Consider the following 14606-nt stretch of genomic DNA (forward strand, 5'->3'; position numbering starts at 1 on the left):
GATTACAGGCGTTTGTATAGGAAGGCGTCTTGACAACGCTCCCCTGTGGGGAGCGTCTTTGCTACTATCACTGAAGCGAGGGAGTATGAACAAAACGTGGCAACAAACAACAAGGCATAAGGTGAGCCTGCAGCGAAGGATTCTCGGAATCCTGGCGTGTGCGGTCTTCTGCAGTCTGATGGCCCTTGGGGCACCTCAGGTGCAGGCGGTCGAGCAAACGAGCGATAGCGCAGCTATTGCTCGCAAACTGCAACTCGAAGGGGCAAAGCTGCAACTGCAGGGGAATCTTGCAGGGGCTGTGGAGAAATATCGTGAAAGTGTAGCCTTAAAGCCCAATCCGAAATTAGAGGACCTTATTGAGCGATTGGAGCCAAAGGTGGACGGGCAAAAAGCAGAGACTGCGGTCGCTCCTGCAACAGATCCTGCTGCCCCCAAGCCCTCCCCAAATATCCCCTCTTCTGTGAAAGTTGATACACCAGAGGGGCAGGATCCTCCTGTGCAGGTGCTGACACCACCGGAGCTGGACAGCAGCGGAGCGCCTGTCCCTCCGATTGCGGTTACCCCACCAGTGGTGCCCAGGATACCGGCTGGCCCTGAAGAAGAGCTGATCTATGCCTTTACCGACTGGTTTATTCATTTATTTCCGGCGGAGGATCCGGAAGGTGATTTCAGCCTGCAAACCAACCGCCAGTACACCATTACCAAGGTGGGACCCGAGTATGAGGTTGTCTTGGATCCATTTACCTTGCTCATCGATAACGACGACACTCTGGCCCTTGGACCGCTGAAATTTCGGTTGCAACCAGAAGGTCCAGACCTGCTTGCGGTACGTATGCAGCTTGCCAGCTCCGCCCCCATCACCAGCCGAGGAAAAGAAGAGGCTCTGTTGACCATCGGTTCTCAGGATTTTTCTGCTCTGTGGAACCGTCAGCTGATGAACTTCGATGCATTTGACGTGAACCTGGGTGAGCTTGCCATTGAAGACGTTGAGAAAACAGGACGTCTCTCGCTGGCACAATTGATCGCCAAAGGAGGTCGCACTGAGCAGGAAAGCGGGAACTGGACCGAAGACATTCACTGCGCTCTCAAACAGCTGGCCTTTGTGGAAAAGACGGCCAACTTTGGGATTGACTCCATAGAAGGGCAGGTCGTTGCCAGCGGTACCAATGCCAAGCGTTTTCTGGAACTGCGTACCAGCATGCAGGAGGTTTTGGGGCGTCTGGATGAGCTGAGCATGGAAGAACTCAAGCCGCTGATGGGTGATATTGATGAATACATGCAGCTGTTTAACGGCTATACGAGTAGCGCAGATCTGAAAAATTTCCACCTCTCCTCCCGGGACGGAGTTGCCACCCTGGCCTCGATCACCATGCGTGGTGGTGTGGAAAAAGAGGCCGCGACAGGCAAGTTTATCTATTCCTCGGATGGCCAGTTTAACGATTTCACCTTTAACGAAAACAGTTCAGGTAAAAAGCAGAACCCGGTATCCGTTGTTCTTCATAAGATTGGCCTGAAAGGCGATGGCGCCATGGATGCCTTGCCACCCAACCTTTTTGCGGAAATTTTTGCCGGAGTTGAGGAGTACCAGAAGCTCGATCCAAACGAGGCTGACAAATTTGCAGCAGAGAGAGGATATGCCTTAGGAAAGAAAATTCTGTCACTGTTCCAGCGTTATTCAGGCGAGGTGAGCGTTCATGAGCTTCTGGTGGCAAACGCACTCCCCACCCCTATCAGCCTGGATAAGGCCAGTGTTGGCGCTGGTTTTGATGTTGGTGACGGACAGGGCGGAACCATTCACACTCTGGTTGATTATTCCGGGCTCAAAGGTTTGCCGCTCCCCCCGAACAGTGTGCCCGATGCCGGGCGAGTACATCTTGAGCTGAGTCAAATCCCTAATCTCTTGAACCTTATTTCTGATCCTGCATCGCTGGCCCAAGGGAATATGGATGCCATTCAGGGGCAGGTGATGATGAATGGCATGGGGGCTCTGATGCAGAGTGGACTCACGCTCAACCTCTCAGATACCTTTGTCAATTTTCCGGCAACTAAAATAACGCTGGCTCTGTTGGCGAAAGTGAATCCCAGCTCCCAGTATATGTCGACCGGTACACTGAACCTGGCATTGGAAAATCCCGAGGAGTTGAAGCGGGTTCTTCAGACCTACAGTCAGGATCCTGGCATTGAACAGGCTTTTGGCATGTTGACCGCACTTGCAAACCGGACCGAGGAAGGAGGCAAGACCGTTGATCGAATTGATGCCAAACTGGATCCTCAAGGGAAAGTGATCATTAACGGAAAAGATGTGACCTCCATGTTTTTTCCTGAACAAGCCGCCTCCGGTCAGGGAGCCGCTCCAGCGAAGTAACACGCTTTTTTTGAAAAGAATTTTTCTTTTTCAGTCACTGGTAAACAAAGGCTGTTTCATTTGATGAAACAGCCTTCTTTTTTGCTTTTTTTTCAGCGTCCTTTCTCTCCTGTTTTGCCAATTTCTCGCTATTGCCAATCCTTTCCGGGTGTTTCCCCCACCTTTCCCCCTCTGTTCAGATTGTGTTCGCAGATGATGAGTTTCAGTTTTGTAAATCAACGCCACTGATTGGTTAACTTCCTGTTTTGCTGTTTTTCTGTCTGGTTGGGCAAGTGGTCGCAACAGGGCATGGATCTGCCTTATTTTTCCGTGTTTTTCCTTGACTCCCGTATGGGGTTCGTATACTAATTGTTACTAGGTGGTGCAAAGTGGTGTTTAGGGGAAAATTATGGATTAACCGTCACGCGGGTGGCGGATAGTGGTGGATGAGGCAGCGTGCAACGATTTCGGAGTCACTCGGATCATAGTCTTGACCCTAAGGGGCGCTTGAATATACCCGCACGATTCCGTGAAGTGCTCAAGGAACAGTATGGTTCCGAGATGCTGGTTGTCACTCATTGGAAAGAATGCCTCCGTGTGTACCCCATGGCCGAATGGTTATCCATTGAGGAAACGTTGCTGGCCAAAGGAAAAAGCCAATCGAATTTAGGTCGGTTTGTCCGTTATATCATTGCTGGCGTTGTCGAGTGCTCCCCGGATAAACAAGGGCGCGTTTTATTGACTCCTGCACTGCGATCAAGCGTGAAGCTGCAGAAAGAAGTCGTTGTGGTCGGTATGCTCAATTATTTTGAAGTCTGGGATAAAGGTGCCTGGGAAGCTGAAACCGAACTTGTCCGCGAAGGCTTTGACGATTACAGCGAAGGGCTTACCGAATTGGGTATCTAACCTCGAAGACGAGCATGCCGCAAGACCAATATCCCATCCATGTGCCTGTTTTACTCGAAGAAGTACTCGAAGGCCTTTTGCCAGCTTCTGGCGGCCTCTACGTTGACGGCACTTTGGGGCTTGGTGGACACTCCGAAGCTCTTTTAAAGCGTAGTGGGCCTGCTGGTCGTGTTGTCGGCTTTGAGTGGGACGAAGACGCCGTGAGTGCCGGGAATTTGAGCCGCTATGGTGATCGTTTTACCCTGATTCATGCTTCCTACGCAGACCTGGTGCCGGAGTTGCAGCAACGCGGCTTGCATCCGATTAACGGCCTGACTGCTGATCTGGGGGTTTCCTCGTTGCAGCTTGACCGGGCAGAGCGGGGATTTAGTTTTCGCACGGACGGTGAGCTGGACATGCGCATGGACCGACGGCGCCCTCTGAATGCAGCTCAGTTGGTTGCACAGGCCCCGGAAGAGCAGTTGGCTGACATCTTTTACCACTATGGCGAAGAGCGACAGGCCAGGCGTATTGCCAAGTTTGTGGTCAACGCTCGCCAGCAGGAACCGATAACCACCACTGGCCAGTTGGCATCCATTGTGGCAGAGGCTGTACCCCGACGTTTTCATCCACCAAAGATACATGTGGCAACCAAGGTCTTTCAGGCCCTGCGGATTGCCGTTAATGGCGAACTTGACAATGTTACCCAGCTGTTGAACTCGGCTCCAGAGGTTCTTGCCGTTGGCGCGCGGGTGGCAATTATCACCTTCCATTCACTGGAAGACAGGATCGTTAAACAAATTTTTCAAAAAAATCCGGCTTACAAGGTTATCACCAAACGGCCGGTCGAACCGACAACAGAAGAGATGCAGCACAACCCCCGTGCCCGTAGCGCAAAGCTTCGGGTTGCAGAACGGGTGTGAGTGCCAATACAAGAGATCAGGTGGCGCAGGAGGCAACCATGGTACCGAACGTAGGTGTGCGAACATATCGGCCACGGCAGATGGGAACGTTTCAAGGAACCCGACGAATGAAAAGACGTATTTCTTTGTGCCTGTCTCAAACAGTACGAAGATTTCTTGCCATCAGCTGTCTGGTCGCACTGGTTGCCGGTCTGCTTGTAACGCAGTATTTCTACGGACAGATGATGGAGATGCGCGCCCAGGCAGAACAGATGCGTGAACTCCATGCTCAAATGACCAGTACCCACATGGGGCTGGTCGAGCGTCAGGAACTGCTGAGTTCCAGAGAGCATATTGTCGCGGTTGCCTCGGTTCGGCTGGATCTTTTTGAGCCGAGTAAAGGGCAGGTCCGCCGGATGTAGGACCGCAATGGTTAGAACGGTACGCTCTAAGAGAAAAAAACGACGGTGGTTCTTTCCAGTCTTGGCAATTTTGCTGACAGCGGCTGGCGCCATTCTGTTTAGATGCCCCCATTCCCTCCAGGATATCGGCAGGATTGTACAGTCTGCTGTCGGCAAAATTACGTCATTTTCAGCGGGCCCGGAGCCCGCTGAACCTGTTTTAAGAGGCACCATCTACGATAGTAATCTCCGCGAGCTGGCGGTTTCCTACAAACTGTATTCGCTGTTTGCCAATCCGGTGGAAATGGCAGATCGTGGGCAGATTGCCAAAGCCCTTGCACCGTTGGTGGGGCTTGATGCAGCAGAGCTGCAGGCCCGTCTGCAGGCTACTCCCTATTCGACCATGCTGGCAACCAATCTCGATGAGGAGCAGGCCAAAGCAGTCGAATCCCTTCATCTCTCAGGCATTACCTGCAAGGCGGATACGGTTCGGTTCTACCCGGGCCATACCGTAGCCTCACATGTCCTCGGATTCATGGGCGAGGGGGTTGGTCTTTCCGGTATCGAAGGCAAGTATGACTCCGTTTTGCAGGGTGTTTTCCGCAAGGGAAATATCCCCGATATTGATTTTCAGGGACAGGATCACCTCGGCGAGAATGGGGCGGATCTTGTGCTGACCTTGGATGTTGATCTGCAAAAGATGCTTGAGAGCCGCTTTCGCGAGTACTTGAGTGCAAGTGGTACGGAAAAGGGAATGGGGTTGGTGATCGAACCCAAAACCGGTCGTATCTTGGCGCTTATGAATCAGCCTTCCTTTGACCCCAACTATTTCTGGAAGGCTAATGAGAGCAATCGAGTGAATCGGATCTACAATCACCAGTTGGAAAGGGATCTGATTCGCCCTATTGTCGCTCGGGCAGCCGCCATAGAGCGACAGGGACTGGACGGGACCAAGGTCTTGCCCCCCACTGTGGCCGCACCGGATTATGGCTTTTCCGGGAAAGAGCTTGAGGCGTTTGAGCAGCAGATAGAACTTAATGGTGCTGTTGTCGGCAACTGGACCCTCGAAGGCGCTAAAGAGCAGAACCAGGCAAAAGCATCGGAGGTGACAGGGGTACAGGTCGGTGTCACCCTGGCAAGTCTTGCCAATGGTGGTTGGAGGATTACTCCCTATGTGGTGGATTCGGTCTATGATCATGCCACCACGTCCCGGTATGGACGTAGCCCTGATGCAACCGACAAACTCTATGTGCTTGCACCGGCACTCGGTATTCAAATTCGACGTGAGTTGTTCTCTACCTGGAAGAGGCAAAAGAAAAACGGTGTGATCTTCACGGGGAAGGAGTTGCAGATTCACCCTGAGGGCCAGTTTTCCGAGTATTCCATGCAGAATCTCTTTGTCGCTCTCACCCCTGCCGAGCAGCCCAGGTATCTTTTGTTGATTGCCACGGAGAAGGATCATCTGCTACCTGATCCGGCGGGGCAGAGAAGAAGGCGAATCAGTCTGGAGAAACTGGGACGTGGGCTTCTTGCTGATATTGTCCAACGCGAGGAAGCGCCGCTGGTTGCCCAGGCACCACCGCTGAAAAGCCCGGAAAATCTTCGTCAGTTTTTTATCAGTAAACGCTTGAGTCTGAAGACGACTCTCCACAAGGAGGTCACTCCCGTTGGGGTGATGCCCCAGATGCACGGTATGAGTCTGCGAAAAGGACTGCAACAGATTGATAAGCTCAAATTGAAAGTACGTATTAACGGCAGTGGGCGTATTGTGGCCCAGTATCCCCTGGCAGGCCAGCCGCTGCTTGGCATTAAGGAGTGCGTAGTCACTTTGGAGTCCCGATAGAGAAAAATCCATGCGGAACCTGGAAACATTAATACGAACGGTTGCCCCCTTTGAGGTCCGTGGACTCTCACCGGAATCGTTGCGCGAACCGGTCACCTCAATCGTGCTTGACTCCAGGCAGGTTGAGTCCGGAAGTCTCTTTGTTGCCATCCCCGGTGAAAAAATCGATGGCCGCACCTATATTGCCGATGCCTTGGAACGTGGTTGTGTGGCTGTCGTGGTTGAGGATATCAACGGGCTTGAAGATGCTTCTCTCCCTCTGGTGCTGGTGGCGGATGCCCATCAGGCCCTGGGAGAACTTGCCGCCGCCTTTTATGATTATCCAGCCAACGCCCTGCAGCTCATAGGTATTACCGGGACCAACGGCAAAACCACAACCTCCTGGTTGATCGAGGGGATGCTGCTGACTGCAGGCTCTCGGCCCGGAGTGATCGGCACGGTGAATTACCGTTATCATGGACGCGAAGGCGTACGCGTTATTCAGGATGCGCCTTTGACCACGCCCGACGCCATTACCATGCAACGGTTGCTGCGTACCATGGCCGACGACGGTGTGACCCACGTGGTTATGGAGGTCTCTTCACATGCCCTGGAGCAAAATCGACTGGGAACAACGGTTTTTGATGTGGCCCTCTTCACCAATCTCAGTCGTGATCACCTCGATTATCACACGAGCATGGATGCGTATTTCGCTGCCAAGAAGCGACTGTTCACCCGTCATCTTAAAGAGAATGCCATCGCGGTGGTAGTGACTGGTCCCCATGCGGAAGGAAGGAACTGGGGCAAAGAACTCTGTGCTGAATTAGAGGATGTCGCCACCATGACCTGCGGGCTGGCTGCAGGTGCCGAGGTGAATGCCCAGGCCTGCGCCCAGACAGTCGATGGTTTTCGCTGCAACCTTGACCTGCAAGGGGAGATAGCAGAATTTACCTCGCCCTTGACCGGCAGCTACAACATTCTCAACGTGCTGGCCAGCGCTGGCGTGGGGTTGGGGCTTGGACTCCCCTCATCCATCATTCGTGCAGGGCTTGCCCAAGTTAAGCGGGTTCCCGGGCGTCTGGAGCGGGTGCGATTGCCCAATGCTGCAATAGAGCAGCTTCCCTCGGTCTTTGTTGATTATGCGCATACCCCCGATGCTCTGGAAAATGTACTGCAAACCTTAAAGACCCTGGCCCCTGGGCGCCTGATCTGTCTTTTTGGTTGTGGGGGCGATCGTGATCGGGGCAAACGCCCCCTGATGGGAGCGGTGGCAGCCCAGTACGCCGATGTTGTTATCGTGACCTCGGATAATCCCAGGACCGAGGATGCCGATGCCATTATTGACGAGGTCGTTCCGGCAGTTGCCTCCAGTGGAAAGCCGGAGATAGAGGCGGAGCTACTGTTAAGCGGGCTTGCCCGTTCTCAGGGATTTGCCCGCATAAGAAACCGGCATGAGGCTATCTGCAAGGCCTGTAGCCTGGCTGGGCCGACCGATTCCATCCTCATTGCCGGCAAGGGCCATGAAGACTACCAGATCATCGGTACAACCAAGCATTTTTTTGACGATACCCATGAGGCGGTCAATGGCCTTATGCGCTGGAACACACGTCACCTCCTGGCGGCATCCGGAGGCAGGCTCCATTCCGGCCAGCAACAGAGAATGCTTGGCCAGGTTTCCACAGACTCTCGCACCATTGGGCAGGATGATATCTTTGTTGCGCTCAAAGGCGAGGCATTTGATGGCCATGCCTATATCAACACAGCCATCACCGCAGGGGCAAAGGCCGTCATCGGAGAGCAGATCCCAGAAGGGCTGGCACAAGATGTGCTAGCAATAGAGGTGCCCGATAGCCTGCAAGCTCTTGGTGGGCTGGCCGCCTACCGTCGGCGTTTGCTTTCTCCCAAGGTGCAGGTCGTCGCCATTACCGGCAGCTCAGGGAAAACATCGGTGAAAGAGATGGTCGCTGCCGTTTTGGATCTGGCCACCGGTCAAACCCAGAGTGGACTTGACCCGGTTTTGAAAACCCAAGGGAATTTTAATAATCTGGTGGGGCTTCCCCTCTCCCTGTTGCCGCTTGAAAACGCGCACGAATTTGCCGTACTTGAAATGGGAATGAATGCGCCTGGAGAGATTTCCCGTCTGGCCCGTATCGCTGATCCGGATATTGGCTGTATTAACAACGCCCACCCCGCACATTTGCAGGGGCTGGGGGACGTGGAAGGGGTGGCGAAGGCCAAGGGGGAACTTTTTGCCGAGATGCGGCACGATGCCATTCGTATCGTCAACTTCGATGACAGGCTCGTGCGAGAGCAGGCGAAAAAATTCGGTGGCAAACAGATCGGTTTTGCTGTAAGTCCATCCGGCCGTAAACTTGGCCCCCTTGTTCAGGCCTCGCAGATAGAAAGTCTGGGCGAGGAGGGGATGCGTTTTGTCCTCCATGTCGGCGATTGGCAACAGCGAGTCCTGGTGCCTGTTTTGGGCGAGCATAATGTGAGTAACTGTGCTGCCGCCGCCGCCATTACCTTTGCTGCCGGCATACCGCCGGAGAGTATAGCCCTTGGTCTGAGCAGCTATCAACCAGCCGTGGACAAACGATTGGCTGTGGGCACGCTCGCCCGTGGGGTCAAGGTGGTGAACGATGCCTACAATGCAAACCCCGCCTCCATGGCAGCGGGTTTAAAAACCGTTGCCTCCTTTGGAAACCCTGAAAGCCGACATATAGCAGCACTGGGCGACATGCTTGAACTCGGCGGTTCTGCTGAGCAGCTGCATGCCGAAATTGGAACATTGGTTGCGGAACTTGGCTATACGGCTCTGGCGGTTGTGGGGGAGTATGGACAGGTCGTGGCCAAGGCGGCCAATGTCGCTGGAATGCGACCGGAAACCATTAAAATCTTTACTGATCACAAAGCCATGGCCACCTGGCTTGCAACCTTGATGGAGCAGGGCCACTATGGCACAGATGATTGGCTTTTTATCAAAGGCTCCCGGGGCATGCGTATGGAACGTTTGCTCGAGAACCTGGAACAATAACTCCCTGTAACGGAACCTATGTTTTATCACTTTCTTTATCCCTATCATACGGAGCTGGGTTGGCTCAATGTATTCCGTTACATCACCTTTCGCTCGATAGGCTGCGCGGTAACTGCCTTTTTATTGGTAGTGCTTTTAGGCCCGTATTTTATCGCCTGGCTTCAGAAAAAACACTTTGGGCAGGTTATCCGCGATGACGGTCCGGAGTCCCATTTTTCAAAAAAAGGCGTCCCCACCATGGGAGGTATCCTCATCCTTAGCGCCATGACCGGGGCCTCTTTGTTATGGACCGATCTCACCAGTGGTCTTGTCTGGCTTTTGATTGCGATCAGCCTGTTTTTTGGCTTTATCGGCTCAATGGACGATATCAAAAAGATTCGCAAGGGCAATTCCCGTGGGCTGACCCCCCGGGAAAAACTGATTTTGCAGGTTTTTGGTGCCTTGGTCGTCGGGGTGTTCCTTGTTTTGGCTCCAGGCTATGACGGGGTGCTCAGTTTGCCTTTTTTTAAATCCTTTCATCCGGATCTGGGCTGGCTGTATGTTCCTTTTGCCGTGGTGGTTATTGTGGGGGCTTCCAATGCGGTGAACCTTACCGATGGCTTGGATGGTTTGGCTGCTGGCCCCATTGTCATCACTGCCTCAACCTATCTTATTTTCTCCTATGTGGCCGGTAACGCTGTTGTGGCCAGCTATCTACAAATTCCTTTTGTCTCCGGGGCTGGCGAGGTGACTATCTATTGTGCATCCATCGTTGGCGCCTGCCTGGGGTTTCTCTGGTTCAACTGTTATCCGGCTGAGATCTTCATGGGGGATGTGGGCTCACTCTCTCTGGGGGGAACCTTAGGTGTGATCTCGGTCATTACCAAACAGGAATTTCTGCTTGTCATTGTGGGCGGTATTTTTGTTATGGAGGCCTTGTCCGTTATTTTGCAGGTGGGATATTTCAAGATGACCGGCGGCAAGCGGATCTTTCTTATGGCTCCTTTTCATCATCATTTTGAGAAAAAGGGCTGGCTGGAACCCAAGGTTGTAGTTCGGTTCTGGATCGTCTCCATTATCCTGGGCCTGATTGCCCTGGCAACCCTGAAATTGCGATAATGCTGCAGCTTAGCTCAAAAACTACCGCTGTCGTCATTGGACTGGGCACTGCCGGTATGGCGACTCTGCGAGACCTGCTGCGCCAGGGCGTTAGGGTGAAAGTCTCTGATCAACGGGCTATCGAGGCAATTGATCCTCAAACGCTTGCGTTCTTACGAGACAATCAGGTTGTGTTGGAGACTGGAGCTCATTCAGCTGAATTTATTCAAGGGGCTGATCTGGTGGTACCTGGCCCCGGTGTTCCCCTTGATCTGCCTGTGCTTGAGACTGCTCGGGGGCAGAATATTCCTCTTTACGGAGAGTTGGCTCTGGCCGCCGGTCGTTTTTCGGTTCCGGTGATTGCTGTGACCGGCTCAAATGGGAAAACCACAGTCACCAGTTTGATTGGCGAGCTGTTGCAGGCCTCGGGCAGACGCCCCTTTGTGGGGGGGAATATCGGTACGCCACTGCTTGATTTTTTTGATAAGCCTGAAGCCTACGACTGCGCTGTTTTGGAACTTTCGAGTTTTCAACTGGATCTGGCGGGTGAATTCAGGCCCAATATTGGACTGCTGCTCAACATAACACCGGACCATATTGATCGTCATGGATCGCTGACCGCCTATACCAGGGCCAAGCAGAAGTTGTTTGCCCACCAGACGCCCGGTGATCTGGCAATTCTGGGTGGGGATGATACCACCGCCCTTGCCACGCCCGTTGCCTCCGGTGTCCCAGCCTTGAGTTTTGGGCGCGGTGAGCAGTGTGCTGCCCGTGTGGAGGCAGGGAGCATAGTTATCGGAGCGACTTTCGGGGGGGATGAGCCCGTTGTGTATCCCTTGGAGGATACCAAGCTGGCTTCTTCGGTGAATCAGCTCAATGCCGCAGCCGCGGTGCTGGCTGCGACCCTGGCCGGCTGTGATCAGGCGGGAATAGCGCGGGGGCTTATCCGTTACCAGCCGCCCCCCCATCGTATGGCCGAGGTGGCCGTTGTGGATGGTGTTCGCTTTATCAACGACTCCAAAGCCACCAACATTGGTGCCCTTGAGGCCGCCCTGGATGGGTGCGAAGCTCCGGTTATTCTCATTGCCGGTGGGCGCGACAAAAAAAGTGACTTTACCCTGTTGCAAGACGTTGTCAGGCGGCGGGTAAAAGCATTGATCCTGCTGGGGGAAGCCGCACCGCTGATGAAGGAGGCCTTGGGAAGCGTGACCAAGGCAGACCTGGCCGCAACCATGAAAGCTGCTGTTATCCAGGCATTTAAAGCGGCAAGTCCCGGTGATCTGGTCCTGCTCGCTCCGGGCTGTGCCAGTTTTGATATGTTTTCTGGCTATGCCGAGCGCGGCGAGGTGTTTGCCCAGGCTGTGCGTGGGCTGAACAACAAAAAAGAGCAGCCCTGAGGTGGCAGCTATGCGACGTATGTGCTGCGTTTGTCAACGCATAGAGGAAAAAAGGGCTTGGCGCTATGTTCCGATCAAAGAGAATGAGCAGCTCACCCATGGGTACTGTCCCGAGTGTTTTCAGGCTGTCATGCTTGAGTTGCAGGCGCTGGTGGTGTTGAAGTACAAAGGAAACAACAAGGCTATGAAGAGCGGCAAAGTTCAGCAACAAAGAGGACTCGGCAGGGGGGACGCATGCGCTTGATCGTTGCCGGAGGCGGCACCGGTGGGCATCTCTTTCCTGGCATCGCCGTGGCAACGGCCCTGCGAAATCGTGTCCCGGGAACGCAGGTGCGTTTTATCGGAACCTCCCGGTTGCTTGATCAACAGACGCTCGCAGGGCTTGGCTTTGAATTGTCAGCGCTGGAATGTGGCGGTGTGAAAGGGCTTGGACCCATAACCAAGATGCGCAACTTGTTGCAACTGCCACAGGCCGTTCTGAAAGCACGGCGTATGCTCAGAGAGTTTCAACCTGATCTGATCTTTGGAGTTGGGGGCTATGTTACCGGCCCTGTTTTGCTGGCAGGCAAAAGTTTGGGCATTCCCATCGCCATTCATGAACAGAATTCCGTGCCGGGGTTGGCCAATCGGTTGGCCGGATCTCTGGCGGACCGAGTGTTTATTTCACTGCCCTGTCAACCTGAGTTCGACCCCAAAAAGACGGTGCAGACAGGTAACCCGGTTCGAAAGGAAATATTGGCTGCAGCACAAAAGGAACATGTCCCCGCACAGGTACCGACTCTTCTTGTCCTTGGTGGCAGCCAGGGAGCGCATCGTCTGAATATGCTCATGCTCGAGGCCATGGAGATCCTGGTGGGGGAGCATAAAGAGGCTCAGCTTATTCATCAGAGTGGTCAGGCAGATGCGATGTCGGTTCGAGAAGGTTATGCGCGCATTGGCATCAAAGCAGAAGTATCAGCCTTTGTGCGAGACATGGCCCATGTCTACGGTCAGGCAGATCTGGTTATCTCCAGGGCGGGAGCGACCACCTTGGCTGAACTTGCTGTGATGGGGTTGCCTGCACTGCTCATCCCTTTTCCCTATGCAGCGGATGACCATCAGACAAAAAATGGCAAGTATTATGAGAACGGTGGCGGTTGCAAGGTGCTGCCCGAAGCTGAACTCACCGGAGAAATTCTTGCCGGGGAGATCAGCCAATACTTGCAGAACTTTGAAGAGTTACATAATATGTCGGCCAACATGAAGACCATGGCAATGCCGGAGGCGGCAAACCGGATCGTGGATGAGTGCTTGCGGCTTGCTGCCCGCAGCGATCATTAAGACATTCTGACAAATTCGACAGCAGGCACCTTCATGTATAGAAAAACAAAACACATTCATTTTGTCGGTATCGGCGGCATCGGTATGTCCGGGATAGCAGAACTGCTTTTGAATCTCGGCTATCGGGTCAGTGGTTCTGACCTGCGTGAAACAGATATAACCCAGCGCTTGCAGGGGCTCGGCGCACGTATCCATCAGGGGCACCACGCCGATTGGATTGAAGGGGCTGATGTGGTGGTGACCTCCACCGCCATTGCCACTGAAAATCCTGAGGTGCGGGCGGCTGTTGATGCCCATATCCCGGTCATTCAGCGGGCGGAGATGCTTGCGGAGCTGATGCGGCTCAAAAATTACGGCATCGCGGTTGCCGGCAGCCATGGGAAGACCTCCACCACCTCCATGGTGGCAGCGGTGCTGGGCGAGGCTGAGCTTGATCCGACCATTGTCGTCGGCGGCAAGGTGCATGGGCTCGGGAGTAATGCCAAACTGGGTGAGGGGGAATTTCTTGTTGCCGAGGCCGATGAAAGCGATGGCTCCTTCCTCAAGCTCTCCCCTGTGATCGAGGTTGTGACCAATATCGACCTGGAGCACCTTGATTACTACCGGGATATTGAACACATCAAAGATATCTTCCTTGAATTTATTGACCGCCTCCCCTTTTACGGTGTGGCTGCGGTCTGTATTGATGATGATAACGTGGCGCAGATTCTGCCCCGCATTCAAAAGCGTATTGTGACCTATGGCCTGACCGAGCAGGCCGACCTTCAGGCGGTCAAGATAACCACCGGCAACGGGAGTTCACGTTTTACTGTGCGCTATCTTGGGCAGGAGCTGGGAGAGATCTGTCTGAACAGACCGGGCAAACATCTGGTCTATAACTCGTTGGCTGCGATCTGTGTGGGGTTGGAGCTTGAAATCGACTTCCCGGTCATTGCCAGAGCCCTGGAACAATTTGAGGGGGTCCAGCGGAGAATGCAGGTGAAAGGTGAGCTGGGTGATATCCTTGTCATAGATGATTATGGTCATCATCCCACAGAAATTCGTGCCACCCTGGATGCCATTCGCGAGGGATACCCCGAGCGACGGGTGGTGGTTGCCTTTCAACCTCATCGCTACAGTCGAACGCAAGGATTGTTTGCAGAATTTACCACGGCCTTTCGTCGTACAGATGTCCTGGTGCTCACCGATATCTACCCGGCGGGTGAGCAGCCCATAGAGGGCGTGAGCGCACAATCCCTGCAGGAGGCGATCAAGCAGCATGGCCAGCGGCAGACCAATTATATTCCTGACTTGGTGAACAACTCGTCCGCATTGCTGCCCCTGCTGCAACCAGGTGATCTCCTCCTGACTCTGGGGGCAGGCAACATCGTCAAATGCGGAGAGGATATTCTTCAATTGCTCTCTACAAAAGCCACGCAATGAGC

At 53.8% G+C, this 14606-nt stretch carries 11 protein-coding genes; all 11 read left to right on the forward strand.

Features of this window, described 5'->3' with window-relative positions:
* Positions 1-85: 85 nt before the first annotated feature.
* The 11 genes from JWJ90_RS03245 (at position 86) to murC (ending at position 14604) form a co-directional block, all read left to right on the forward strand.
* A complete protein-coding gene (locus tag JWJ90_RS03245) occupies positions 86-2365 on the forward strand; it encodes a hypothetical protein (RefSeq protein WP_205225758.1) in 2280 nt (759 codons plus the stop codon).
* 435 nt (positions 2366-2800) lie between these two features.
* Positions 2801-3250 (forward strand): division/cell wall cluster transcriptional repressor MraZ, encoded by a 450-nt coding sequence (gene mraZ / locus JWJ90_RS03250; protein ID WP_205225759.1) that lies wholly within the window; start codon positions 2801-2803, stop codon positions 3248-3250.
* A 14-nt stretch (positions 3251-3264) separates the two neighbouring features.
* Positions 3265-4152: a 16S rRNA (cytosine(1402)-N(4))-methyltransferase RsmH gene (gene rsmH / locus JWJ90_RS03255; protein ID WP_205225760.1), complete on the forward strand. Its 888-nt coding sequence runs from the start codon at positions 3265-3267 to the stop codon at positions 4150-4152.
* Between the two features lie 38 nt (positions 4153-4190).
* Positions 4191-4553, forward strand: a complete 363-nt coding sequence (locus tag JWJ90_RS03260; RefSeq protein ID WP_205225761.1) for a hypothetical protein — start codon at positions 4191-4193, stop codon at positions 4551-4553.
* A gap of 7 nt (positions 4554-4560) precedes the next feature.
* Positions 4561-6375 (forward strand): hypothetical protein, encoded by a 1815-nt coding sequence (locus JWJ90_RS03265; protein WP_205225762.1) that lies wholly within the window; start codon positions 4561-4563, stop codon positions 6373-6375.
* Between the two features lie 10 nt (positions 6376-6385).
* Positions 6386-9388: a UDP-N-acetylmuramoyl-L-alanyl-D-glutamate--2,6-diaminopimelate ligase gene (locus JWJ90_RS03270; protein WP_205225763.1), complete on the forward strand. Its 3003-nt coding sequence runs from the start codon at positions 6386-6388 to the stop codon at positions 9386-9388.
* A gap of 18 nt (positions 9389-9406) precedes the next feature.
* Positions 9407-10486, forward strand: coding sequence for a phospho-N-acetylmuramoyl-pentapeptide-transferase (gene mraY / locus JWJ90_RS03275; RefSeq protein WP_205225764.1), 1080 nt, complete (start codon positions 9407-9409; stop codon positions 10484-10486).
* Positions 10486-11862 carry a UDP-N-acetylmuramoyl-L-alanine--D-glutamate ligase gene (gene murD / locus JWJ90_RS03280; RefSeq protein ID WP_205225765.1) on the forward strand — a complete coding sequence of 459 codons (1377 nt, stop codon included), beginning with the start codon at positions 10486-10488 and terminating at the stop codon, positions 11860-11862. The genes mraY and murD overlap by 1 nt, the downstream gene beginning before the upstream one ends.
* Before the next feature lie 10 nt (positions 11863-11872).
* A complete protein-coding gene (locus tag JWJ90_RS03285; RefSeq protein WP_205225766.1) occupies positions 11873-12106 on the forward strand; it encodes a hypothetical protein in 234 nt (77 codons plus the stop codon).
* On the forward strand, positions 12097-13182 hold the full coding sequence (gene murG / locus JWJ90_RS03290) for an undecaprenyldiphospho-muramoylpentapeptide beta-N-acetylglucosaminyltransferase (protein ID WP_205225767.1): 1086 nt from the start codon (positions 12097-12099) through the stop codon (positions 13180-13182). The genes JWJ90_RS03285 and murG overlap by 10 nt, the downstream gene beginning before the upstream one ends.
* Before the next feature lie 33 nt (positions 13183-13215).
* A complete protein-coding gene (gene murC / locus JWJ90_RS03295; protein WP_205225768.1) occupies positions 13216-14604 on the forward strand; it encodes a UDP-N-acetylmuramate--L-alanine ligase in 1389 nt (462 codons plus the stop codon).
* The last annotated feature ends 2 nt before the right edge of the window (positions 14605-14606 follow it).

It is taken from the genome of Desulfobulbus rhabdoformis, from assembly GCF_016919065.1.
GTDB classification, from domain to species: domain Bacteria; phylum Desulfobacterota; class Desulfobulbia; order Desulfobulbales; family Desulfobulbaceae; genus Desulfobulbus; species Desulfobulbus rhabdoformis.

What these genes read in the sequence shown, in the direction of transcription:
- JWJ90_RS03270 (WP_205225763.1), top strand. Translation starts at nt 6,386, where the DNA reads ATGCGGAACCTGGAAACATTAATACGAACGGTTGCCCCCTTTGAGGTC.
- JWJ90_RS03265 (WP_205225762.1), top strand. Translation starts at nt 4,561, where the DNA reads ATGGTTAGAACGGTACGCTCTAAGAGAAAAAAACGACGGTGGTTCTTT.
- murC (WP_205225768.1), top strand. Translation starts at nt 13,216, where the DNA reads ATGTATAGAAAAACAAAACACATTCATTTTGTCGGTATCGGCGGCATC.
- JWJ90_RS03260 (WP_205225761.1), top strand. Translation starts at nt 4,191, where the DNA reads ATGGTACCGAACGTAGGTGTGCGAACATATCGGCCACGGCAGATGGGA.
- JWJ90_RS03285 (WP_205225766.1), top strand. Translation starts at nt 11,873, where the DNA reads ATGCGACGTATGTGCTGCGTTTGTCAACGCATAGAGGAAAAAAGGGCT.
- mraY (WP_205225764.1), top strand. Translation starts at nt 9,407, where the DNA reads ATGTTTTATCACTTTCTTTATCCCTATCATACGGAGCTGGGTTGGCTC.
- murD (WP_205225765.1), top strand. Translation starts at nt 10,486, where the DNA reads ATGCTGCAGCTTAGCTCAAAAACTACCGCTGTCGTCATTGGACTGGGC.
- murG (WP_205225767.1), top strand. Translation starts at nt 12,097, where the DNA reads ATGCGCTTGATCGTTGCCGGAGGCGGCACCGGTGGGCATCTCTTTCCT.
- rsmH (WP_205225760.1), top strand. Translation starts at nt 3,265, where the DNA reads ATGCCGCAAGACCAATATCCCATCCATGTGCCTGTTTTACTCGAAGAA.
- JWJ90_RS03245 (WP_205225758.1), top strand. Translation starts at nt 86, where the DNA reads ATGAACAAAACGTGGCAACAAACAACAAGGCATAAGGTGAGCCTGCAG.